This window comes from Embleya scabrispora DSM 41855, assembly GCF_000372745.1.
Lineage (GTDB): Bacteria > Actinomycetota > Actinomycetes > Streptomycetales > Streptomycetaceae > Embleya > Embleya scabrispora.
Window position 1 is genome coordinate 1 of the sequence record NZ_KB889730.1, and the last position, 22,752, is coordinate 22,752.

The 22,752-nt window shown below is 71.6% G+C and carries 24 protein-coding genes and 1 tRNA gene; 11 read left to right on the plus strand and 14 right to left on the minus strand.

Annotated features, from left to right (window positions below):
• Positions 1-658 precede the first annotated feature (658 nt).
• The 4 genes from A3IC_RS0146990 (at position 659) to A3IC_RS0147005 (ending at position 3,645) form a co-directional block, all read left to right on the plus strand.
• Entirely contained in the window at positions 659-952 is a 294-nt protein-coding gene (locus tag A3IC_RS0146990; protein ID WP_040878645.1) for a hypothetical protein, read from the plus strand.
• A gap of 102 nt (positions 953-1,054) precedes the next feature.
• Positions 1,055-1,507: a hypothetical protein gene (locus A3IC_RS0146995; protein ID WP_020556997.1), complete on the plus strand. Its 453-nt coding sequence runs from the start codon at positions 1,055-1,057 to the stop codon at positions 1,505-1,507.
• A gap of 130 nt (positions 1,508-1,637) precedes the next feature.
• On the plus strand, positions 1,638-2,687 hold the full coding sequence (locus A3IC_RS60725) for a 5'/3'-nucleotidase SurE (protein ID WP_020556998.1): 1,050 nt from the start codon (positions 1,638-1,640) through the stop codon (positions 2,685-2,687).
• A gap of 88 nt (positions 2,688-2,775) precedes the next feature.
• Entirely contained in the window at positions 2,776-3,645 is an 870-nt protein-coding gene (locus A3IC_RS0147005; protein ID WP_020556999.1) for a spermidine synthase, read from the plus strand.
• A gap of 28 nt (positions 3,646-3,673) precedes the next feature.
• Here the strand turns inward: A3IC_RS0147005 and A3IC_RS0147010 are convergent, their stop codons facing one another.
• The 8 genes from A3IC_RS0147010 to A3IC_RS0147045 form a co-directional block, all read right to left on the minus strand.
• Positions 3,674-4,483 (minus strand): ABC transporter permease, encoded by an 810-nt coding sequence (locus A3IC_RS0147010; protein WP_020557000.1) that lies wholly within the window; start codon positions 4,481-4,483, stop codon positions 3,674-3,676.
• A complete protein-coding gene (locus tag A3IC_RS0147015; RefSeq protein ID WP_020557001.1) occupies positions 4,464-5,378 on the minus strand; it encodes a 2-aminoethylphosphonate ABC transporter permease subunit in 915 nt (304 codons plus the stop codon). The genes A3IC_RS0147010 and A3IC_RS0147015 overlap by 20 nt, the downstream gene beginning before the upstream one ends.
• Positions 5,375-6,538 (minus strand): ABC transporter ATP-binding protein, encoded by a 1,164-nt coding sequence (locus tag A3IC_RS0147020; protein WP_020557002.1) that lies wholly within the window; start codon positions 6,536-6,538, stop codon positions 5,375-5,377. Before A3IC_RS0147020 ends, A3IC_RS0147015 begins: the two co-directional genes overlap by 4 nt.
• A 56-nt stretch (positions 6,539-6,594) precedes the next feature.
• Positions 6,595-7,683 carry a 2-aminoethylphosphonate ABC transporter substrate-binding protein gene (locus tag A3IC_RS0147025; RefSeq protein ID WP_020557003.1) on the minus strand — a complete coding sequence of 363 codons (1,089 nt, stop codon included), beginning with the start codon at positions 7,681-7,683 and terminating at the stop codon, positions 6,595-6,597.
• Positions 7,684-7,710: 27 nt separating this feature from the next.
• Positions 7,711-8,388: a phosphonatase-like hydrolase gene (locus A3IC_RS0147030; protein WP_020557004.1), complete on the minus strand. Its 678-nt coding sequence runs from the start codon at positions 8,386-8,388 to the stop codon at positions 7,711-7,713.
• Positions 8,389-8,483: 95 nt separating this feature from the next.
• A complete protein-coding gene (locus A3IC_RS0147035) occupies positions 8,484-9,608 on the minus strand; it encodes a TIGR03364 family FAD-dependent oxidoreductase (protein WP_026219556.1) in 1,125 nt (374 codons plus the stop codon).
• A 141-nt stretch (positions 9,609-9,749) separates the two neighbouring features.
• On the minus strand, positions 9,750-10,427 hold the full coding sequence (locus A3IC_RS0147040) for a GntR family transcriptional regulator (RefSeq protein ID WP_020557006.1): 678 nt from the start codon (positions 10,425-10,427) through the stop codon (positions 9,750-9,752).
• A gap of 87 nt (positions 10,428-10,514) precedes the next feature.
• Positions 10,515-11,678, minus strand: coding sequence for a glycosyltransferase (locus A3IC_RS0147045; protein ID WP_020557007.1), 1,164 nt, complete (start codon positions 11,676-11,678; stop codon positions 10,515-10,517).
• A gap of 170 nt (positions 11,679-11,848) precedes the next feature.
• Here A3IC_RS0147045 and A3IC_RS0147050 point away from each other — a divergent pair, with 170 nt between their 5' ends.
• The 4 genes from A3IC_RS0147050 (at position 11,849) to A3IC_RS63630 (ending at position 14,300) form a co-directional block, all read left to right on the plus strand.
• Positions 11,849-12,094 carry a hypothetical protein gene (locus A3IC_RS0147050; RefSeq protein ID WP_020557008.1) on the plus strand — a complete coding sequence of 82 codons (246 nt, stop codon included), beginning with the start codon at positions 11,849-11,851 and terminating at the stop codon, positions 12,092-12,094.
• A gap of 240 nt (positions 12,095-12,334) precedes the next feature.
• On the plus strand, positions 12,335-13,243 hold the full coding sequence (locus A3IC_RS60730) for an LLM class F420-dependent oxidoreductase (protein ID WP_020557009.1): 909 nt from the start codon (positions 12,335-12,337) through the stop codon (positions 13,241-13,243).
• Positions 13,240-13,743, plus strand: a complete 504-nt coding sequence (locus tag A3IC_RS60735) for an NIPSNAP family protein (RefSeq protein WP_020557010.1) — start codon at positions 13,240-13,242, stop codon at positions 13,741-13,743. The genes A3IC_RS60730 and A3IC_RS60735 overlap by 4 nt, the downstream gene beginning before the upstream one ends.
• The gene (locus A3IC_RS63630; RefSeq protein ID WP_020557011.1) at positions 13,740-14,300 is read left to right on the plus strand and encodes a Dabb family protein; all 561 of its coding nucleotides are present in this window, start codon (positions 13,740-13,742) and stop codon (positions 14,298-14,300) included. The genes A3IC_RS60735 and A3IC_RS63630 overlap by 4 nt, the downstream gene beginning before the upstream one ends.
• Positions 14,301-14,303: 3 nt before the next feature.
• On the opposite strand, the gene A3IC_RS66375 is transcribed toward A3IC_RS63630, so the two are convergent.
• Complete coding sequence (locus A3IC_RS66375; RefSeq protein ID WP_321184053.1) at positions 14,304-14,573, minus strand: DUF397 domain-containing protein; 270 nt, start codon at positions 14,571-14,573, stop codon at positions 14,304-14,306.
• 202 nt (positions 14,574-14,775) lie between these two features.
• Between A3IC_RS66375 and A3IC_RS60745 the strand changes: the two genes are divergently transcribed.
• Positions 14,776-15,213, plus strand: coding sequence for an ATP-binding protein (locus tag A3IC_RS60745; protein ID WP_020557012.1), 438 nt, complete (start codon positions 14,776-14,778; stop codon positions 15,211-15,213).
• A 55-nt stretch (positions 15,214-15,268) separates the two neighbouring features.
• Here A3IC_RS60745 and A3IC_RS0147075 read toward each other — a convergent pair whose 3' ends face one another.
• Both A3IC_RS0147075 and A3IC_RS0147080 read right to left on the minus strand, forming a co-directional pair.
• Positions 15,269-18,802: a YhaN family protein gene (locus A3IC_RS0147075; protein ID WP_020557013.1), complete on the minus strand. Its 3,534-nt coding sequence runs from the start codon at positions 18,800-18,802 to the stop codon at positions 15,269-15,271.
• Positions 18,799-20,055, minus strand: coding sequence for a metallophosphoesterase family protein (locus tag A3IC_RS0147080; RefSeq protein ID WP_020557014.1), 1,257 nt, complete (start codon positions 20,053-20,055; stop codon positions 18,799-18,801). The genes A3IC_RS0147075 and A3IC_RS0147080 overlap by 4 nt, the downstream gene beginning before the upstream one ends.
• Before the next feature lie 195 nt (positions 20,056-20,250).
• Between A3IC_RS0147080 and A3IC_RS69485 the strand changes: the two genes are divergently transcribed.
• Positions 20,251-20,598, plus strand: coding sequence for a hypothetical protein (locus A3IC_RS69485; protein WP_158696383.1), 348 nt, complete (start codon positions 20,251-20,253; stop codon positions 20,596-20,598).
• Positions 20,599-20,620: 22 nt separating this feature from the next.
• Positions 20,621-20,692: transfer RNA gene (locus A3IC_RS0147085), tRNA-Val, on the plus strand.
• Positions 20,693-20,696: 4 nt separating this feature from the next.
• Here the strand turns inward: A3IC_RS0147085 and A3IC_RS72825 are convergent.
• The 3 genes from A3IC_RS72825 to A3IC_RS0147100 all read right to left on the minus strand — a co-directional run bounded on the left by A3IC_RS72825 (position 20,697) and on the right by A3IC_RS0147100 (position 22,592).
• Complete coding sequence (locus tag A3IC_RS72825; protein WP_020557016.1) at positions 20,697-21,245, minus strand: LysM peptidoglycan-binding domain-containing protein; 549 nt, start codon at positions 21,243-21,245, stop codon at positions 20,697-20,699.
• A 219-nt stretch (positions 21,246-21,464) separates the two neighbouring features.
• The gene (locus A3IC_RS0147095) at positions 21,465-21,767 is read right to left on the minus strand and encodes a hypothetical protein (protein ID WP_020557017.1); all 303 of its coding nucleotides are present in this window, start codon (positions 21,765-21,767) and stop codon (positions 21,465-21,467) included.
• Positions 21,768-22,013: 246 nt separating this feature from the next.
• Complete coding sequence (locus A3IC_RS0147100) at positions 22,014-22,592, minus strand: GNAT family N-acetyltransferase (protein ID WP_020557018.1); 579 nt, start codon at positions 22,590-22,592, stop codon at positions 22,014-22,016.
• Positions 22,593-22,752: the final 160 nt, after the last annotated feature.

A 22,752-nucleotide genomic window follows, 5' to 3' on the forward strand; every position in this document is an offset into this window, starting at 1 on the left:
ACTTTTGGCACGCTGTTGAGTTCTCAAGGAACGGACGCTTCCTTTGGTGCGGAGTCAACCGCGCCCTCCGGGCGTTTAACGTTCAGGTGTTTCGTTGTGTTTCTTTTGTTTCGCTTTCGCGTCTCCAGCNTAGCACACCGTTTCGGCGGCTTCGCTTTCCTCGCTTTCGGCTTCCACCGCGTTTCCGCGTTTTCCGCCTTCCGGACTCTAGCAGATCCTGCGACCCGCTTTTCGTCCGTTGCTTTCCGCCTTCGAAACTCTCGTTTCCTTGGCTTCCGGCTCTTCGAGCTTAGCAGGTTTTTCGACCCGCTTCGCTCACCGCTTCGGCTTCGGAAATTTGTTCTTCCCGCTGCTTTCTGCGACGCCCCGAACATTAGCGGATCGCATTTCCCACCGTCTAATCGGCAGCAATGTGCGTTCCGGCAATCTGCGGGGACACCCGACACGGAACGACGCGTGTGATGCGCATGCGCATCACACCCGGTTCAAGTGATCGGAATGGCCGCCCCGGGACCAGCCAGCGCGGGCGCCTAGGCTCGCGTCTGTCTCAGGTCTCCCTGTCGGGCAACTTGGAGGACCCTACCGGGGGTCGGGGCCGACTGCAAACCGGCACGAGGTGGCTCCGTTTCGGGTGTTCGAACCCGAGCAGACTCCCGGCATGGTGACCTCTACTGCACGACGAGTGAACCCGATCGCGACGGTCGTCAGCATCGTGGCCGCGGCGATCGCAGTCGTCATCGTCCTCCACATCATTCTGTTCGTCTTCGAGGCCAATCCCGCCAACAGCGCGGTGGAGACCATGGCCGACTGGTCGGACTGGCTGACCCGTTGGTCGAGGGACCTCTTCACCCCCGACAACGACAAGGCACGAGTGGCGGTGAACCAGGGACTGGCCGCAGTGGTCTACCTCGCTGCCGGTGCGCTGATCTCCCGTCTGGTCGGCCGGGTCTGATCGCGAGCGCGGTCGGCTCGATACTTCCGTACGGTGGCGGCGCACCACTCGTAATGATTGGTGTGGAGTACCGAACTGCACCGCCGCCGACCGGAGGGCCCCATGTCCCTGCTCACCCCGGACAGCCTGGGCGATCTCCTGGGCTTGTTCGACTTCGGGAACGGGTGTGTCACCCGAGTACAGATCGATGACCCGTTCAGCCCGGGCGGGGCCACGGCACGCGTCCTGGTCGACGCCCGGGACCGGGAACACGGCTGGCCGTGGATTCCTGTCGAGTTCACCCTCTCGGGGCTTCGCGACTACCGGGTCGAACACGGCAAGGGTTTCTCCGGAATGCTCTATTTCGACCCGGTGCTCTCGCGATTCACCGATGAGACGTACGGCGATCTCTTCTATCTGGACTTCGATCCGGTGGACGGCCCCGGAGCGTACGAACCCGTCGACGCCGGCGACGTCGTCGGACGATCCCAGTGCTTCTTCGCCGCCGAGAGCTGCTCGTGGCGTGCTCTTCCGCCTACGGAGAGTCCTCGACTCAGGCTTATTGGTAACGCTTAGGTCTCAAACCTTTCACTCACTAGGTTCAGCTTCTACGTTCACTCGCACCTGAATCGGCCGCGAGTGTTCGAGTCGTGAGCACTCGACTGTCGATTCCTCCGTATTCGGTATGACATCGAGTCGAGGAACCATGAAGCTTCAGCGGAAGCGCTTCGCCGCCCTGCCCGCCGCGCTCGGCGCGGCTGCCCTGCTCCTGGCCCTGACCGGGAGTGCCGACGCGGCCCCCGGCCACGGCGACCACCGCCCGTCCGTAGCCGGGATGCGAATCCTGCTGAGCAACGACGACTCGATGCAGAACGCCAAGGCCGACGGCGGCGACGGCCGGGGCGTCTACGAGGTACGCCGAGCGCTGTGCGCCGCCGGGGCGGACGTCGTGGTGATGGCGCCCTGGCAATTCATGAGCGGCTTCGGCACGGCGGCCACCGGCAACGGCGCGCTCACCGTGTCCAGGCGCACCGCCATGCCGGCGGGCTTCGAGGGCGACTGTGCCCAGGCCCCGAGCAAGGGAGCCGTCTTCGGTGTGTGCAAGGGCGACGCCACGTGCGGCCCGACCACCCCGAGCGCCACCCCCGTGGACACCGTGCGGCTTGCCCTGCGCGGCGGACTCGCCGCCAAGGTCGGCTGGCACGACGGCCCCGACCTGGTGCTCACCGGGATCAACTCCGGGCCCAACGTCGCCTCCGTCACCAACGACTCGGGCACCCTGGGCGCCGCCATCGCCGCGATCGACAACGGCAAGCCGGCCATCGCGCTCAGCGGCGGCTTCGACATGGAGTCGTTCAAGGTGACCCCGGCCACCTACCGTGCGTTCGCCGACTTCCTGCCCTCGTATGTGGCGCAGCTCAAGGATCGCAAGGCGCTGTCGGACGAATACGTGATCAGCATCAACCACCCGAACGTGGTGCCGGGGAAGCTGCCCGGCCGACCGGTGTGGACCGAGATCGGTACCGAGACCGTGGTCGCGATCCGGTACTCGGCCGCGCCCGGCGGCGACACCTTCGCGATCGGCCAGGGCGACTGCGAGGTACCGGGCACCTTCTGCCGGCCGGAGACCAAGCGGCACGCCGACTGGACCGAGCTGAACAAGGGGAACATCACCGTCTCCGCCGTGACGGGTGACCGCACCCTGCGCGGTGGCGCGGACGACCGGCTGGAGCGTTTCGTCAAGACCGGCCGCTGATCCTTCGGCGGAGGTGCCTGGACCGTCCCGATCCGAGCTCGGACCGGGACGGTCCACCTCGGGCACCGACCGGCTCGATACTGGTCGGATGGCAGACAAGCAGCGTCGACGCGGTCGCGCGCCCGAGCCGGTCCGCGCCGAGGTGGGTTCCGGCAGCGCCGAGTTGGAGCCCGATCCGGATCGGGCCGGGGCGTGGACGCTGCGCCTGCACGGATCACCGCAGTCGCACGTGGATCTGGGCGACCCGACGTGGTTGGAGTTCGAGTACGTGCGTCGGCTCGGCCACGTGGTCGACCTGATCGCGGACACCGGCAAGCCGTTGCGGGCCTTTCACCTCGGTGGCGGCGGACTCACTCTGGCCCGCTACGTGGCGGCCACCCGGCCTCGGTCGCGACAGCAGGTGGCCGAGTTGGACGCGGAGTTGGTGGAGTTCGTCCGGCGGGAACTGCCGTGGGAGAAGAACTGGCAGATCCGGGTACGCACCGGCGATGCCCGCGAGGTGGCGGGCAAGGCGCCGGACGCGGTGTTCGATCTCGCCGTGGTCGACGTGTTCGCCGATTCCCGGGTGCCCGCGCATCTGACGTCGGCCGAGTTCGTCGGCGAGGTGGCCCGGACGCTGGCCCCCGACGGGGTGTACGCGGTGAACCTGGCCGACGGCGGGCGACTCGATTTCGTCCGGTCGCAGGTGGCGACGGTGCGCTCGGTGTTCCCGAATCTGCTGTTGATCGCCGACCCCGCGGTGTTGCGCGGGCGGCGGTTCGGCAATGTCGTCCTGATCGCCTCGCACGGCGAGCTGCCGGTCGCCGAGTTGGCCCGGCGCACTGCCGCCGACCCGTTCCCGGGACGGGTCGAGCACGGCTCCACATTGGCCGACTTCCCCGGCGGGGCGGCCGTGGTGCACGACGCCGGCGCGGTCGCGTCACCGGCTCCGCCCGCGCGTACCTTCGGCCGGAACTGAATTCACGCGAACCGGGTACGCCGGACCGCTACCGTCGCCGCTTGCGCTCCTCCACCCGGCCCTTGAGCAGGCCGACGAGCAAGAGCACGATCAAGGTCGCCACCAGCAGCACCACGGTGACCGCGGAGCCGAGCAGCACCTTGCCCCGGTCGGTCAGGGTGAAGACCGAGACCGGCAGCGTCCGCCACTCGGCCGGGTAGACCATGATCGTCGCGCCGACCTCGCCCATCGACAGCGCGATCGCCAGGCTCGCCGCCGCGGTGATCGACGGGAGCAACATCGGCAGCCGGACCCGCAGCAGCACCCGGGCGGCGCTCGCGCCGAGCGAGGCGGCCACGTCCGCGAAGGCCGCGTCGGTCCGGTCGAGTCCGGCCGACACCGTGGAGTACGCGAACGTCACCACCAACACCGCGTGGGCCGCGATGACGATCCACTTGGTGCCGTTGAGCAGGATCGGGCCGTCGCTGAAGGCCACCAGCATGCCGAGTCCGACCACCACCGACGGCACGGCGACCGGCAGGTGGAAGACCGCGTCGGTGAGCCGGCGGACGAAGCGCGGCGCGGTCCGGGCGGCGATCGCGGCCCAGGTGCCGACCACGATCGCGATCAGCGACGCGCCCAACGCGGTCTCGATGCTGACCACGAGGCTGTCGTAGTTGGTGCCCGCCGTGGCCTCGCGGATGTTCTCGCTCGTCCAGGACGCCGGCAGCACGCTGTTCCAGTCGCCGGCGAACGCGGCGATGCCCAGGATCGCCAGCGGGGCGAGCACGAGTGGGGCGAAGACGAGTGCGAAGAGCGCCCAGACGAAGGCGCGTCCGCTACGCGACCAGACCAGCACGGCCGGCTCCTGTCCGGGAGAAGACGAATCGGTAGACCGCGTACAGCGTGAGCGACAGCGCGACCTCGACCACCGCGACCACACACGCGCCCGGGTAGTCGAAGGTGACCGCGCCCTTGGCGTGTACGAGCATCGGCAGCGTGGTGACGTCCTTGGCGCCGATGAACAGCACGATCCCGAACTCGTTGAGGGTGAGCAGCAGGGTCAGGCTGCCGCCGGCCGCGAGCGCGGGCCATGCCTCGGGCAGCAGCACCCGGCGGATCACCAGCAGCGGTCCGGCGCCGAGCGAGGCCGCGACGTCGAGCCGGTCCCGGGGCACCAGCGCGAACGCGGCGAGCAGCGGGCGCATCACGAACGGGGTGTAGAAGGTGATCTCGGCCAGCACCACGCACCACGGCGAATACAGGAAGCCGACGAGCGGTTCGCCCAGGCCGAGGTTGTCCGCCGCCGCGTTGACCACGCCCGCCGTGCCGTACAGGAAGGTGAACGCCAGCGCGATCAGGAAGGACGGGAAGGCGAGCACGGTATCCACGATCCGACCGACCGCACGGGCACCGGGAAACGGGACGAAGGACAGCACCAGGGCGAGGAAGAAACCGACCACCAGGCAGCCGAGCGTGGACAGTACGGCGATCTCGACCGTGTTCCACAGCGCGTCGCCGAACGAGGGCGAGTTCAGCACGTCGCGCCACACGTCCAGGCCCACGTGCTCGTTCTTGTCGACGAAGGACTGCTTGACCACGAGCGCGAGCGGATAGAGGAAGAATCCGGCGGCGAGCACGAGCGGCGGGAGCACCCACAGCGCACGGGACGCGCCGCCGCGGGCCTTGCTCGCGCGCACCGGCACCGGGACCGGCTCGGCCGCGATCGGCGATTCGGTCAGGGTCGCGGTCATCCGGCCACTCCCGCCGGGACCAGGACGCACGGCTCGGCGGGCAGCGCCACGCCGAGCCGCTCACCCAGTGCCGGGACCTCGGCCAGGTCGGTGACATCGATCCGGATCTCCCGGCCCGACTGCCCCGACTGCCCCGACGCGCCGTCGAGCACGCAGGTCAGCCGGTAGTCGGCGCCGCGCCACTGGGTCGCGGTGAGCGTCGCGGACAGCGTGTCCGGGTGGTCGACCGCGGTCACCTCGAGGCTGTGCGGGCGGACCACCAGCAGCGCCCGCTCGCCCTCGGCGAACGCGCGGGTGGGATCGGCGGCGACGGTCAGTCCGCCCACCGCGACCTCGACCGCGTCGTCCCCGGCCGCGCACGCCGCGAGCACCCGCGCGCCGAGCAGGTTGGCCGCGCCCAGGAAGGAGGCGGTGAACTCGCTGGGCGGGCGACGGTAGAGCCGATCCGCGGCGTCCAGGTCGACCAGCCGCGCGTCGCGCATCACCGCGATCCGGTCGGCGAGCGCGAGCGCCTCGGTCTGGTCGTGCGTCACGTACATGATCGCCACGTCCGGCAGGTCCGCCCGCAGCCGCTGCAACTCGCCGAGCAGGTCGGCCCGCAGCGTCGCGTCCAACGCGGACAGCGGCTCGTCGAGCAGCAGTACGGGCGGGCGGATGGCCAACGCCCGAGCGATCGCCACCCGTTGTTGTTGCCCACCGGACAACTCGCGGGGATAGCGCCGGGCATAGCTCGCCATGCCCACCATGTCCAGCGCCTCGGTGACCCGGCGGGTCACCTCGGCGCGCGGCACCCGGCGGGCCTTGAGGCCGAACGCGACGTTGTCCGCGACCCGCATGTGCGGGAACAGCGCGTAGTTCTGCACGACGACGCCGATCCCGCGCTTGTTCGGCGGTTCGTACGTCACATCGCGTCCGGCCAGGGTGATCCGCCCGGAGGCGGGCCGGAGGAAACCCGCGACCGCCTTGAGCGCCGTGGACTTGCCCGAGCCGGACGGGCCGAGCAGCGCGACCGTCTCGCCGCGGGCGACCTCCAGGCTCAGCCCCTCCAGGGCCACGACGGATCCGTAGCGGACCGTCAGATCCTGGATGCCGATCGCCGCTGCGGCCGGCGCGGCGCCGACGGTGCTCGCCTCGGTGCGCTCGATGGCTGGTGCGGTCATGCGGGTTCCCTCCCTGTCCGCGGTTTCCTTGGGGTGTGGGTCGAGCCTCGGTCGACTCAGCGACCGACGGCCTTGTTGTACGCGGTCAGGTCGGCGTCCAGGTCCTTGAGGACCGTGTCCCAGTCCGGCGCCCAGATCTCCACACCCTCCAGGGCCTTGGCGATCTCGGCGGCGTTGGCGTCGGTCGGCTTGACGTCTTCGCGGGCGGGCAGGCCGAGCGCGTCGGCGGAGACCGAGGTCTGCGCCTCCGGGGAGAGCAGGTAGTCCATCAGCTTGCGGCCGGCGTCGGCGTGCGGGGCACCCGAGGACAGGCCCATGAAGTACGGCAGCGCGAACGTCGATGCCTTGCCCGCGTCGTCCGCCGGGAACCAGACCTTGAAGTCGGACTTGTCGTTGTGGATCGACGCCAGGTTCATCTGCAGGTCGCCGTTGGCCACGCTGAGTTCGCCCTTGCCGACCTTGGGCTGGAGCTTGCCGGTGGAGGAGGACGGGCCGACGTTGTTCGACTCGAGCCGCTTGAGGTAGTCGAGCGCGCCCTGCTTGCCGTACAGGTGCTGGAGCTGGATCAGCACGGCGGTGCCGTCACCGGCCTGGCCCGGGGTCGAGTACTGGAGCTTGGACTTGAACCGGCCGTCGGTCAGCTCTTGGAACTTGGTCGGCGCGGGCTTGGCCCGGTCGGGGTTGTAGATCCAGGACGCGTAGTTGTTGACCACCGCCACGAAGCGGCCCTGCGCGTCCTTCGAGGTCGCGGGCACCTTGTCGGCGCCGGCCGGCGCGTACGCGGTGAGCAGGTCCGCCTGGGCCGCGCGCTGGATGAACGGCGGCAGCGTGATCGCCACGTCGGCCTGCGGGTTGCCCTTCTCCTTCTCCATGCGCGTGACCACCTCGCCGGACCCGGACTCCACCAGGTTGACCTTGATCCCGGTCTTCTTCTCGAAGTCCGCGAAGCGCTTGGTGTACCAGTCGGCGAGCCCGTCCACGGAGTAGACGGTCACGCTGCCCGAGCCCTTGGCCGGGGCACTTCCGGGGGCGGCGTTCGCGGCGGGCTTGGTGTCGTCCGAGCCGCTCCCGCCGGTCCCGCCGCAGGCGGTCGCGGTGAACACGACCACGGTGGCGGCGGCGGTGAGGCCGAGGATGCGTCGCATGGGAAATCGCCCTTTCGAAAAGACGAATCAGCCCTGGAGCAGGGCGGGGAGGTCACGGATGGAGCCGAGTACGTGGGTGGCGCCGGCCGCTTCGAGCGCGGCGCGGTCGTGTGCGCCGGTGAGCACACCGGCGGCGACGCAGGCGCCGGAACGCAGCCCGGTGAGCACGTCGAACGCGGTGTCGCCGACCACGGCGACCGCGCGCAGGTCCTCGACGCCCAGCCGCAAGACCGCGGTGAGCACCAGGTCGGGGTAGGGCCGGCCGCGCCCGGCGTCGGCCGGGCACAGGGTCAGGTCGGCGAGGTCGGTCCAGCCGAGCGCGGCCAGGATCGCGTCCTGGGTGGGCCGTCCGAAGCCCGTGGTGAGGGCAACCTTGACGCCCGCCGCGCGCAGTGCGCGGATCGCGTCCTCGGCGCCGTCGATCGGCGTGCAGCGGCCCTGCGCCACCAGGTCGGCGTAGGCCGCCTCGAACGCGAGGTTGGCGGCCTGCGCGCGCTCCTCGTCGCCGTCGAGCAGGGCCCGGAAGACGGTGATCTTGCTCTCGCCCATGGTGGCATCGACGTAATCGAGCTTGCGCTCGAAGTCGGCGGAGCCGATCTCGACTCCGGCCGCGCCGATCGCGCGGGTGAACGCCTCGACGACGAGGCCGTCGTCGGCGACGGTGGTGCCGGCCATGTCCAGGACGGCGAGTTGAAAGTGCGTCATGAGTAGTGCTCCGGTTGGGCTTTCGGCGACGGGTGGCGGGATGGGGCCGGCGCGGCGGGTCGGTGCGCGGCCACGGCGGCGGGACCTGTCCGGCCTCAGAGGCCGGCGAGGTTCGCGGTGTGTTCCGCGATGGCGGGTGAGCAGGTCATCCCGCGTCCGCCGGGGCCGGTCACCAGCCAGGTCGCCGGGGCGACCTGCTCGCGGTGCACGACGCGGGCGGTGTCGGTGGTCTGCGCGTACACCCCGGCCCAGCGGCGGCGCACGGCCGGCAGCGGGCGGCCGAGCAGCCCTGCGGCGACCTCGGCCAGGTGCTCGTAGGGCGCGGAGTCCACGTCGAAGGTGAACGGCTCGTCGTATTCGTGGGTGTCGCCGATGGTCAGGCCGCCGTCCAGGCGTTGGACCATCAGCAGCTGCATGCGGTGTTCGGCGGGCACCGGTGCCTGCGGGTGGGCGCTCCGGAGCGCTTCCAGCGCGGTGCCGGCGTAGGCCGGGTAGTAGCGGAAGCTGTCGCCGTCGGCGACCGAGGTGGTCAGCCGCTCGTCGAGCGGGTCGGTCTGCATCATCTGCAGGCGTACCCGGCGCACCGGCAGTTCGGGGGCCAGCTCGCGGACCAGGCCGGTCAGCCAGGCGCCGGTGCACAGCAGCACCAGGTCGCCCTCGTGGCTGTGTCCGTGGTCGTCGCGCACGCCGGTGCCGCTCGGCAGCAGGTCGCGCACCTCGCGGCCGGGCAGCCAGGTGTAGCGGCCGCCGGCCGCGAGGTGCGCGCGCAGCGCGGGCAGCGCGATCCGGGACTCGACCGCGCCGTCCCGCTCGCACCACAGCGCCGCGTCGAAGGTGCCGCGCAGCGCCGGGTTGTGCTCTCGGGCCTCGCCCGGGGTGAGCAGCTTGAGGCCGCGCTCGGCGGCGTCGGGGAGGGCGAGGGCCGCCTCGGCCACCGCGACCTCCTCGGCGCCTCGGCACACGGTGAGCGAGCCGTTGGGCCGAAAGCCGGTGCCGGGCACGTCGGCGCCGATCCGCTCCCACAGCTCCCTGGCCCGAAGCGCGGTGTGCAGTTCGTCGCCGCCGGCCCGGCCACCGATCCACACCAGGCCGAAATTGCGCACCGAAGCACCGCGCGCCTCGCGCTCGCGCTCGATGTGCACGACCTCGTGACCTCGATCGATGGCCTGCCAGGCGTGCATGGTGCCCAGCACGCCACCTCCGACGACGATGACTCGCACCGGCTTCCTCCACGTTCTCGGGGGCGAATGCGACCAGCTTGGGAGTGGTCGATGCCGAGCATGCGGAGGCGATATGTCGCCCGGGTGAACAGTCCGTTAAGGTCCGAACCTGTTATCTTCTCGTTATCAAACCCGCCGAGCCTACGCCCGCAGGCGCGTGGCGAAACCCATCCGGTCCCCTCGGAACAGCGCCCGGACCCGCTCGATGGGCACCCCCTCCGGGTCGTAGGACGTGCGCATCACCAGCAACATCGGCAGCGCCGGGTTGGTCTCCAGGAGCAGCGCCTCGCGCGGCGCGGCCAGCACCGTCTCCACGGTCTCGTCCATCTCCGCGAACACCACGCCCAGGTCCTTCTGCAGGCACAGGTACAGCGAGCCCTCCGGGCGCAGGACGTCCAACAGCGTGGGAAAACGGTCCAGCGGCAGGTAGGTGCTCTCCAGGCCGATCGGCTCGTCGTCGGCGAGCAGCACCCGCTCCAGGTGCACGGTCAGGTCGCCGGTGCGGATCCGCAGCCGGTCGGCCAGGTCGGACTGCGCGACGTGGTGTTCGAGGGTGACCACGCGGCGGCCCGGGGTCAGTCCCATCGAGCGCACCGCCTCGGTGTAGCTGCCGAGGCTGACCGGCTGCATGAGCTTGGGCGGCGCGACGTAGGTGCCCCGACCGCGGGCGGAGCGCAGCCGGCCCTCCATCACCAACTCGCCGATCGCCGCCCGCAGGGTGCTGCGGGCGACGCCGTAGGTCGCGGCGAGTTCGCGTTCGGAGGGCAACAACGCGTCCTCGCCCAACTCGTCCATGAGTTGGAGCAGGCTCATCTTCACCGTGTACGACTTGGGGACACGGCCGTGTTCGGGGACGCCGTCGCGATAGGGACGGGCCGTGGAGTCTGGGCTGGGCACGCACGGAGCCTATTCGGCTGGCGCCGGGTACGTGCGACCCTTCCACGCCGCACCCCGCCCGCGGGCGTGCCGAACCGCCGAGTGCACGGTCATGCCCAGGTACAGCGTGGCCGCGAACGGCAGCAACACCGCCGCCGCGGCGGGCCGTTTGTAGTAGCGCACCATGGGCACGTAGGTCGCGGTCATCAGCGCCCACACGGCGAGCCCGAGCAGTGCGAGCGGGGCGTGTGCGCCGACGATCCCGGCGAACAATGCGACGGGTGCGGCCAGATAGACCAGGGCCAGGCCCACCACCGTGCCCGCGAGCAACAGCCAGGAATGCCTCAGCTGGGCGAACGCACTGCGCGCGACCATGTTCCACAGGTCGGCGAGCGCGGGGTAGGGCCGCACACTGTCCACGTGGTGTGCGGGGTCCGCGAGCACCAGTCGGATCCGGCCGCCGGAGCGCTTGATCGCGGTGCCCAGCGACACGTCGTCGATCACCGCGTCCCGGATCGCCGCCACGCCGCCGGCCCGCTCCAGGGCGGTGCGCCGGACCAGCACGCAACCGCCCGCGGCGGCCGCGACCCGCGAGTTCGGCCGGTTCACCCGGCGGAACGGGAAGAGCTTGCCGAAGAAGTACACGAAGGCGGGCACGATCAACTTCTCCCACCGGGTGTGTGTGCGCAGCCGGGCCATCACCGACAGCAGGTCGAGCCGGTCCCGCTCGGCCTCGCCGACCAGCCGGGCGAGCGAATCGGGCGCGTGCGCGATGTCCGCGTCGGTGAACAGGATCCAATCCACCTCGCCGACGGACTCGACGCCGTGCCGCAGCGCCCACACCTTGCCGGTCCAGCCCGCCGGCGGATCGCCCGGCGAGGTCACGGTCAGCGACACCCGGCCGGCCGCACCCAGCCGCCGGGCCACCTCGCCGGTCCCGTCGGTACTGCCGTCGTCGACCAGGAGCACCCGGGCCCGGCCGGGAAAGTCCTGCGCGAGCAGCGTGGGCAGGCTGTCGCCGAGCACCGCCGCCTCGTCCCGGGCGGGCACGATCACCGCCACCGACGCGGCGTCGGCCGCCGTCCCGGTCGAGCCCGCCAGGCGCACGTCGGTGCGCCAGAACCAGCCATGGCACAGCGTCAGATAGAGCCAGGCGAGGCCGGACACGGCGGTGACCCACAACAAGACGTCCACATCGAAAGCCTGCCGGCTCGCCCGCGCCACCCGAGCGCTCCTTCCGGGTGAAGTCCGCGCGCGAACGGAGTCCTCGTCTCAAGAGCGTGCTCGCGCGGCCCGATAGCGGGTACGGGAACTGTTCTCGACAGCTGAGTGAACTACCCATCGGCAGAAGGGCGGTGCCCGTCATGGGCGACGCGACGACGAGGACCCAGGAGCATGTTCGTGGCGGAGCCACCCGCCTGCAGGGATTCGAGGTCGGTACCCGCGTGCTCGTGCAGGTGGGTCTGAGTACCGGGCACATCGGCGAGGTGTGCGAGGTCTTCGCGGACGCGCATCGGCCGCCGCTGTCCCCGTACCAGTGGTACACGGTGCGTTTCGCCGACGGCTTGCGCCCGCTGTATCGCCACGACGAACTCGTCGAGCTCTCGTAGTCCCGTTCCCCCCGACCGGCCCCTTCCTTCGCTCTGCCGAGCTGCCCTCACAAACCGCGTGCGCCCGCGCCCCGATGGCGGGCGCACGCGGCATGCGACACCCGCGCGCCGCCCCGCGGCGGGACGAAAGGCGAGGTCGACGGGCCTTCGGCCGCGTGTCCAACGACACCGTCGGTCGGGTCTTGCGCTCGCACGCCCGCCGAGGCAGGGTGCGGGCACGGGATCTGAAAGGGCGTCAGAATGACGATCAAGCTGGGCGTGATGGCGCCCTTCGCGGACGGTCTGATCACCTCCGGCGGCTTCCTGCGCGACTTCGCCGGGACGCTGGAGGAGTGCGGCGTCGAATCCGTATGGACCGTCGAACACGTCGTGGTCGCCGAGGACTACGAACCCCTGTACCCGTACTCGGATTCCGGTCGCACCCCCAGCGCCGCCGGCGTCGTGCCGATGCCCGACCCGCTGGAGACCATCGCCTTCCTCGCGGGCGCGTCGCGCACGTTGCGGTTCGGTACCGCGATGGTGGTCGCCCCCCTGCACAGCCCGGTGGTGCTGGCCAAGCGGGTCGCCACCATCGACCGACACTCGGCGGGCCGATTGATGCTGGGCCTGGGCATCGGCTGGCAGAAGGAGGAATACGCCGCGGTCGGCGCGTCCTTCGCCGAGCGCGGCGCCCGACTGGAGGAGTGCGTCGGCGCGATGCGCGCGCTGTGGGCCGACGCTCCCGCCACCTTCCGCGGCCGCTTCACCACCTTCGAGCGGGTGCACTGCCTCCCGCGCCCCGAACGCGGCACGGTACCGGTGATCCTGGGCGGCAACAGCGAGCCCGCCGTGCGCCGAGCGGGTCGGATCGGCGACGGCTGGTTCCCGTACACGATCACCGCCGAAGAGTTCGAGGCGCGCGCCGAATTGTTGCGCGCGTCGGCGGCTTCGGCCGGTCGGGCCGAGGACGCGGTCGAGATCACCGCGTGGCCCGGCTCGTGCGACCGGGACCTCCAGCACGACCCGAACTGGGTACGTCGGTTCACCGACGCGGGCGCGAGCCGCCTGGTGTTCGCGCCCAACCCCGCCGAACTGGCCGGGCCGGGTGGACTGGACACGCTGCGTGAGCGGATCGCGCAGTACCGCGAGGCAGTCCTGGACAAGTTGTGAACACCACCGCCGAACCCGCCCCCGAGACGGTGAACATCCTCGACCAGGTCACCCTGACGAACGATCAGGTGGCGCTGTGGCTGGGCCAGTTCCATGATCGTTACCTGCCCGGCGCGCAGCGGCGCGGGATGCGGTTGGAACGGGTCTGGCGCTCGCCGGCGGGCCGGGACGCGACCACCGTGCACATTCTGTGGGTGTTGCCGGGCATTCGCGCCTTCTACAGGATGCGTGGTGCCGCGGCGGCCGACCCGGACGTCGCGGCGTTCTGGGCGGCCACCGACCGCTACGCGTTGAATCGGCAACGTCGAGCGTTGCAACCGGCGATGCCCGAATTCGTGGACGCGCCGGAGCCGGACCCGGCGGCCCCGGACGCGGCCTCCACCACCGGGACGGGCCCCAAGTCCGGTGCGGCGGAAACGAATCCCACCGAGACCGATTCCGCCGCCGCGGCCCCCACCGAGGCGGGCCGCACCGTACACGGCACCGGAGCACACGCATGACACGTTGGGTGGTGCTGGCCGCGACCATGCCCGGTTCCGGTCTCGATGGGGTGCGCTCGGCCGGTCCGGATCTGCCCGGCAGCGTCGGTGGGCACGGCTTCTCGTGGGATCTCGACGCCAACGCCGCTCCCGAACTGCCCACGCGTGCCGAGGCGGTCGCGCTGTGTCCGGTGCGCGCCGGGTTCGTGCCGCTGACCGGGCCCCGGATCAAGCGCACACTGTTGTTGACCGTGCGTGACGGCACATCCACCGACGTGCTCGCGGAGTTCGAGGCGGATCTGTCGGCGATGCCGGAGCACATCGCGACCATCCGTTCGTGGGCGCTCTCCAGGGTGGCGGGGCGGGCCGGGCCGGCGTCGCCGTGGACGCATGTGTGGGAGCAGGAATACGCCACGGTCGAGGGGCTGACCGGCGAGTATCTGCTGAACCCCTATCACTGGGCGCATGTGGACCGCTGGTTCGACGGCGAGGTGCCCGGGTCGATCGTCGAGCCGCGCCTGGCACACGTCTTCCGCCGCAGCGATCCGCCGGTGCTCACCGCGGCCGCTTCTGATTGACCGTCAATTTCGGCGCCCGACAAGGGCAACCAACAGGTGGGTCCACTCTCGGTCGGTGAACCGCAGGACGGCGCAGGCGCGTTGCTTGGAGTCGCGCACCACCACCTCACAGGGGCGACGGTTCACCACTTCGACGCAGTTCCCCTGCACGCTGCTGTAGGAGCTCCGTCGCCATGTCGGCGCGTGGGTTTCCTGCGACAAGGTCGCCATCGGCCCGTCACCCCTGACTCGTCGAGGCCACGCCGACGGGCGAGCAGAACCCGCTTCCTCCATGTGAGGGCCGGGGACATCGCCCGATCGGGTGAACCGTGTACACGCGGACACCGAAGTGGCGGCGAGAGTTGCACCACCGGGTTTCGTGGAGCATCCTACCGAGCACCCTCACTTTACGCGCTTACAAGATCACTTAAAGCGACCGGACGGGGCGGGGCCGCTTGCGGGGGCAAACGCAGCCCACGCAACAGGAGGTAGCTGCATGACCACCCTGGCCGATGCGGAAGTGGCGGATGCAGAGGACGAGATCAGCCCGACCATCACGCTGCCGGCGATGCCCGCGTGCGTGTCCGCCGTGCGGGAGCATGTCCGCGTGGCTCTGACGGTCTGGGAGCTCGACTCCTTGTCCGACATCGCCGTACTTCTCGCCTCCGAACTGGCGACAAACGCCGTACGCCACGCGGGCCTGGGACGCCCGTTCAGCGTCGTGGTCCGCCGAGATCGCGCCCCCGACGGCGCCGCGTGCGTATGGATCGAGGTGCACGACACGGACAGCCGGACGCCACAGGTGGTCGAGGCCGGCGACGACGACACCAGCGGCCGCGGCCTGCTGCTGGTCGAATCACTCGCGGACGGCTGGGAGTCGGTCCCCGAACCCGGCGGCAAGTGTGTGCGCTTCCGGCTCGCGATGACCGCCTGACCCCGCCCGCCCGGCACCCCGCTCACCGCCACACTCGATCGGCGCGCCCTCCGGCTCACCCCACCGGTGGCTCGCCCGCCGCCGACCCGGCCACGTACACCGGCAGTTCGTGCACGTGGGCGCGGCCCGGCGCGAGCGTGTCCACGGCGAGCCGGCCCAGGTGCGGGTGGTGGGTGAACAGCACCACCTGGAACCGGTCGGCCATCGCGTCCAGCACCGTGAGCATCGCCCGCGTGCGCCCGTCGTCGAAGGTCATCGCGATGTCGTCGAGCACTATCGGCATCGCCCGGCCGGCGTCCGCGTACGCGTCCAACGAGGCCAGCCGCAGCGCCAGATAGAGCTGGTCGCGGGTGCCCTCGCTCATCTCGTCCACACCGATCGACGCGGCCGTGAAAGCGGCGTCGAAGCCGTGCGCGGGGGCGGACGAGGAGCCGCCGGCGCGGCGCGCGCGCAGCACCGGGGCACCCTTGCGGCCGTCGGTCTCCACGAGCAGCCGATCGAAGCGCCCCGCGGTGAGCGCGGTGAAGACCTCCTCCGCCCGGGCCAGCACCGGAGCCTGGTTCTGTTTGCGGTAGTCCTCCATGCAGCGCAGCAGCACCTCGCGGGCCAGCCGCAGCCGGACGAACTCCTCGGTGTCCTCGGCGATCGCCGCGACCGTGCCGGCCGCCTCCTCCTGCGCCCGGGCGGCAGCCGTCGACTCGCGTTCCATGTCCAGCACGATCTGCCGGCGCCGGCCCAGTGCCTCGCCCGCCGCGGCGTACGCCGCCTCGGCCTCCTCGACGCGGCGCGCCGCGTCCTCGATCTCCACGTCGAGTTCCTCGGGCGCGTAGCGCGCGGCCTCCTGTTCGACCTCCGGCGACAACAGCTCGCGATGCTCGGCCAGTGCCCGCTCGATCTCCCGCAGCCGTGCGGATCGCCCCACCGCGCGGCGCAGTTCGTCGGTGTCGGCGGCGCCGGCCTTGGCGACCAGCGCGGCGAGTGCGCCCGCGATGTGCTCGACGGCCTCCCGCCCGGCCGCGACCGTCCGCTCCAGCCGGGCGATCCGCTCGGCAAGCCGATCGCGGGCCTGTTCGGCATTGCGGGCCCGGACGAGCTCCTCGTGCAGCGCGAGCACCGCCGCGAACGGCGGCCGGCCGTCGACCTCGGTCGGCACCGGGCGCCCGCAGCCGGCGAACACCTCGGCCACACGCGCACCGAAGCCGGCCACCCGGTCGGCCGCGCGGACCCGACGCAGCTCCGCCTCGGCCGCGTGGCCGACCGACGCCGCCACCTTGGCCAGCGTGCCCACGGCGGCGGCGACCGTGTCGGGGTCGCCCTCGGGCAGGTCCAAGCCGTGCACCAGGTCGTACCAGCGCTGCTCCCACGCGGCACGCTCGTCCCGGGCCCGATCCGACTCCGCGCCCGCCTCGGCGAGTTCGGCCTCGGCCTCGCGCACGGCCGCGAGCGCGCTCTCGCGCACCCGCGCCGCGTCGGCGAGCGCGTCGCGGCGGGCGTCCGCCTGTTCGATCAGCGCGGCCAGGGTGCTCGTCGTGGTCGGTGCGCCGGACTCGGCCAGCGCGGTGCGAAAGGCGGTCACCAATTCGTCGACTCGCTCGCGGCCGGCGGCCGATCGGGCCCGCGCCGTGCGCGCCTCGACCTCGACCCGGGCCAGGTCCCGGATCGCGTCCAGCAACGCGGCGGCGTCGTGCGGATCCGGCGCGGGCAGGCCGGCGGCGGCCCACGCCCGCGTCCACCGCTTCGCGAGCTCGTCCCGACGCTCGATCGCCTCCTGCCGCCGCTCGGCCAGTCGGGCCAGCGTGCGTTCGTCGTGGTCGAGGTCCACCAGGAGTCGGCCGCGCCGGACCGCGTCCTCGGCCCGGCGGGCGATCCGCTCGGCGATCTCGTCCGCGGCCCGAACCGCCTGCTCGAACGCGTCGATCCGGTCGTCGGTCAGCGGCGGACTCGCGCATATCCGCGTCCACAGCAGATCGCGCTCGGTGCGGGCGGCGGCCCAGTCGCCCGACGTGGGCGGCGGATCGGCCGGCGAGAGCCGGGCCAACTCGCGGCACCGCGCGTCGTGCTCGGCCACCGCCGCGTCCTGGGCCTTGGTGATCGTGTGCAGTTCGTCCAGGACCCGAGTCGTCTGCTCCACGTGCTCGGCGACCCACTCCCGGCCGGGCAGCCGCAGCCGCGCCGCCCGGTCGTCGGCGAACAGGGCCGGGTCGTGCAGACCGTGCCGGGCGCGCAGATCGTCCGCTTCGCGTTCGAGCTCGGCCGCCCGCTGCTCGTCGCGGGCGATGTCCTCGATCAGGCCGCCCGGCACCGCCCGACGCAGCGCGCGCAACGCGGCCGGGTCGCCGGGCTCGGGAATCAGGTCGCGGGTCGCCCGGGCCGCCTCCAGCCGGGCGCGACGATGGGCGACCTGCTCGGCGGCGCCGGTGAGCCGGGCCTCGCACATCTTGAGCCGGTCGCGCAGCTCGGTCACCCGTTCGCCCACGCCGGCCGGCACGTCGTACGCGGTCGGGTCGTCGAGGGCGCGGTCCGGGCGCACCCGGGACAGCAGTTCGGCGGCGCCCGCCCGGGTCTGCGAGGCCTCGGCGTCGGCGTCGGCGGCCAGGTCGACCGCGTCGCGAACGGCTGCGACGTCCGCGTGCAGCGCGTCCACCTCGGCGGCGTGCGCCGACAACGCCCGGTCCAGCACCACCTCGGCCGACTCTCGGCGGGCCTCGGCGAGATCCCGCGCGGCCCGGGCGGCCTCCCCCGCCGCCTCGCGGGCCCGCTCGTCCAACGCGGCGAGTTCGGCCGCGAGGTCGGCGGCGACCGGTGGGCCCTCGGCGAGCAACGCGGCCCGCTCGGCGTCCAGCGCGCTCCTGCGGGCCAGTACCGGAAGCGCCTGCCGTATGCGATCCAGCCGGTTCGCCGCGGCGCGCGCGTCGCTGCGGTCGCGGCCGAGCCGGTCGCGCTCCTCCTCGGCGCGCCCGGCCTCCTTGACCGCCTCGCCGAACACCGAGGGCGCCAGGCCGTCGTCCTGGACCCGCTTGCGCAGCCGGCTCAGCTCGGTCAGCCCGGCGTTGATCCGCTGGTTCTTTCCGCGCGTCTTGTACAGCTCGTCGGCGCGCTCCTCCAGGCGGGTCAGCACCTCGCCGAGCCGGGCCGAGGAGCGCGATTCGAACAGCGCCCGCCCGATGTCGCCCTCGCCCCGGAGCAGTTCGGCCCCGCCCTCGCGCAGCCCGGCGTGGTCCAGCGCGAACACGTGCCGGAAGTCGTCCCGGCCCACACCCGCGAGCACCCGGGTCAGCTCGGTCTCGGCGAGCACCGTGCCGTCCGCGCGGGTGAGCGGGTTCTTGTCCCGCTTGTGCCGCACCACGTCCAGCACGCCCCCGTGCTCGTCACGGACCAGCGCGCCGAGCCTGAGATCGCGCATCGCGTGCACGAAGTCGTACGAGGTCTGCCGGTCCATCCCGTACAGGAGTTGGTCCAGGGCGTGCCGCACGGTGGACTTGCCGGCCTCGTTCGGGCCGCAGATCACGTGCACGCCCGGCGCGCCGAGCTCGATGTGCCGGTCGGTGAAGCAGCCGAACGCGATCAGGTCGAGCCGATCGATTCTCATCCGGACTCCCCGTCGGTCCCGGTGACCAGCGCGGTGAGCAGGTCGACCGCCTGATCGAAGATGTCCGCGCGCCAGGCCGGGTCCGCGGGCGCGATACCCTCCTCGGCCACCTTGGCGTCGAGCGTGCGCAGCCCCGGCACGGCCCGGACCAACTGTTCCAGTGCGGTGGGATCGGCGCGCAGCATCCTGGCGGTGCGCGCCAGGTCCTCCACCAGCGCGGGCAACTCGACGCCCGCGTCGCCCAAATCGCGATGCCGGGTCTCCAGGCGGACCTTTTCCAGCCACACCCCGGAGAACTCGGCGGCCAGGGCGCGGGTTTCGAACACGAACCGGCGTTCGTCCCGCCACAACGCCTCGTGTGCGTCGCTGGCGCCGACGATCCGGACCCGGGTGGCCAGCAACCGGTCGCCGGCCGCGGACCGCTCCTCGGCCAGGTGCCGGCGGACCGAATCCAGCACGTCCTCGATTCCGGTCGCCTCCGTCGCGTCCACGTCCAGCCGCGCCCAACGCACCACATCCAGGTCGCGGTGCTCGATCACGGCCCGGCCCCGGTCGCCGTCCACGGTGATCAGCGTCGCGCCCTTGGGGCCGGTCTCGCGGGCGTGCCGGCCCTGCACGTTGCCCGGGAAGACGATCCACGGCTCGGCCTCGTGCACCACCTCGCGCGTGTGCACGTGGCCGAGTGCCCAGTAGTCGTAGCCGCGCGAGACCAGGTCGCCGACGCTGCACGGGGCGTAGTTCGCGTGGCCTTCGGCGCCGGTCAGCGCGGTGTGCAGCAGTCCGACGTTGAACATCCCGCCGCGCGGCGCCGGGTAGCTCACCGCGAGGTTGTCGGTCACGTCCCGGACGGCGAAGCCCTGGCCGTGCACGGCCAGTCCCAGGTCCTCGAACGCGATGGTCTCGGGCCGCACGGTGGAGAACCTGTGCACGTTGGCGGGCAGGCGCAACTCGCGGGTGATCCGGCTGTCCGCGTCGTGGTTGCCCGCGACCAGCAGGACCGGGATGTCCGCCTCGGCCAGGCGGCGCATCTGCACGGTGAAGAACAATCCCGTGTGGTAGTCCTTCCAGTCGCCGTCGTAGATGTCGCCCGCGAGCAGCACCGCGTCGACCGCCTCGGCCAGGGCCAGGTCCACCAGGTTGACCACCGCGTCGCGGGCCGCGCCGCGGATCCGGGTCGCGGGCGCTCCCTCGTAGCCGGAGAGTCCCCGCAGTGGGCTGTCGATGTGCAGGTCGGCGGCGTGCAGCAGCTTCATCGAGCGGGGCGCCTCCGGTCGGCGGTCACACGGGCAGCCCAGGATAGGCATACGACACCGACAGGGCGGCGGTTTCGGTCCGGTCCGGCAAGGGTGGGGCTGGCCCCACCCCCTATCCGCCAGGCACCTACCTGGTTCGCGGGCGGTCGTTTGGCCAGGCTGGAGGAAACGCTGCACATCCGTCCGGGAGTCGCCGTGACAGTTCGCCCCACCGACCGGAGCCGGTCGGCCCCGACTGCTCTCGCCGCCTGCGCGGTCTGCGCGGTGGCCGGCGCGATCCTGTGCCTGGCGGCCGCCCATCGGTACGGGTTCTCCGCCGACGTGGACCTGATCGGATTGTTGCGCCGGCCCGCGCCGCCGCTCACGCTGGTGTTCGGCGTCTGCGGTCTGCTGGTGGCGCTGCGCGCCCGGCCGGGCAGCGGAAAACCGGTTGAACCGGACCGGCGTTCGGCGGCACTGTGGAGACTCCGCCGAAGGGCGGTGGGTACGAGCGGGCCGCCCCGTCACGGGGAGGGGGCGACCCACTCACGCACTACTGGTTAGGATGTGCACGAAACCTACGCAGGCTCGCGTAGCTCAGCGGGAGAGCGCCTCGTTCACACCGAGGAAGTCACTGGTTCGATCCCAGTCGTGAGCACCGATCATCGGATGATCCGCATCAATCGAGGGCCGCTCCTGTGAGCGGCCCTCGGCACGTCCAGGAGAGTGCCCGGCAACAGTCGGTCCGGATCCGGGCCGATCACATCGCTGTTCGCCGCGTACAGCGCCCGCCACCCGCCGATCACGCCCAGGTCGCGAGCGATCGAGGACAGGGTGTCGCCCGCCTTGACCGTGTAGGTGGCCCCGAGCAGCCCGGCCTGTCGGGCACACTGCGGCCACGCCTCCCAGCCCTGCGTCCGCAGGATCTTCTCGGCGACGGTGATCTGTTCCCGGCGGGTGGCCCGATCCGGGCGGGTGGCGTACTCCTGCCCGCCCGCCTCGTTCCAGGTGCTCGGCATGATCTGCAGCCCGCCGTAGTAGCCGTTCCCGGTGTTCATGTCCCAGCGACCACTGCTCTCGCAGTCCGCGATCCGATCCCAGATCCGGTCCTCGACCGCCATGGCGGGTGCGGCCGGCACCACGACCAGCCCGGCACCCACAACGCCGGCGAGCAGGAACAGGACGGACGATCCGATCATCAGCTTGGCCATGCCAGCCGACAGTAGGCAGTGAACGCCCGGAATCGGGCGACCCGACCGGCGGCAGGCCGACGAATCACCCGAGTGCCCCAACGCGGACAACCCCGCGCCGGGCACGGTCGCCCGCGCGGGCGGCCCCGGGTCGTGTCCGGGGCAATTCGTGTCCGGAGGCGGGTCCCGGTGCCGGGACCGGAAACGTCGACCGGGAAGGTCGACCGGTTCTCGGCGGTCCTAGCCGAGGTCCGGCAGCAGGCCGGAGGGGATGTCCAGCCCCGAGGGGATCAGTCCGGACGGCAACAACCCCGAGGGCAGACCCGGCTGTTGGGGTGCCCGGGTCACGGGGGTCTTGCTCGGGCTGTCGCCGCCGTCGTCGCCGCGGGCGATCAGGATGATCACGGTCACCACGGCCGCCACCACCACGAGCGCGATCACCAGCGTGATCAACGGGTTGCCGCGCCGGCCGCCGCGCTGTGCGGGCGGGGGCGGCTGCCCCGGTTGTTGCGGATAGGGCGATGGCGGTTCGTGGTGCGACACGGCTTCGACTCCCCCAAGCGACCGGTGCCGGGGCCGAAATATCCCCGAACACCCATGCTGTCACGATCGGGATGCCCAGGTGTCGGTCTACCGAAGTCCAGGCAAAGTGATCACCGAATCGAGGGGAATCCCGAACCGAACCGGCACGGAACGACCGTTTCCGACCCTGTCGCCGGACGCCCGGAACGGTGCGTCACCCGCCCGCGCCCTCGGTCGGCACGGACCCTCGGTCGGCCAAGTCCTCGGTCAGCTCAGGTCCTTGGTCAGCAGTTCGAACTCCAGATCGTCGCGCAGCGGCCTGCCGAAGCGTTCGTTGCCGTACGGGAAGGGGGACAACACGCCGGTGCGGGCGAAGCCACGCCGCTCGTACCAGGCGATCAGCTCCTCGCGCTGGCGTATGACGGTCATCTGCATGCGCTTGGCGCCCCACCGCTCCACCGCGACCCGCTCGGCCTCGCCCAACAGCGAACGGCCCAGGCCGCCGCCCTGCCGGCCCGGTCGGATCGCGAACATCCCGAAGTAGACGACCGAGTCCGCGCGGTGCTCCAACTGACAACAACCCAGCGGCACACCGTCGCGCTCGGCGATCCACATCACACTGTCGGCCCCATCGACCACCGCCGCGACGCCCTCGACGTCGGTGCGTTGCCCCTCCAGGAGGTGCGCTTCGGTGGTCCAGCCCCGTCGGCTCTCGTCGCCGCGATAGGCGGACTCGATCAGCTCCACCAGGGCAGGGATGTCGGTTGATTCGGCTTGGCGGAAGGAAACGGATATGAGCCCCTCGGGGGACTCGTGCGTCCGCGTCGACGCGTCCTGCGGCACCATTGTTGTTTCTCGCCCCTCGTCGATTCGGCGATGTGTTCCATGCCGCCCCCGAGCGTACGGCGCGGGTTCCGCGAGGACCCCTCCGCTTTCGGTCCCGCTCGGGCGGTGACAAGGTGTCCGGAGCGTGGCAACCGGGTGGCCTCGCCACGGATCGAGGGCC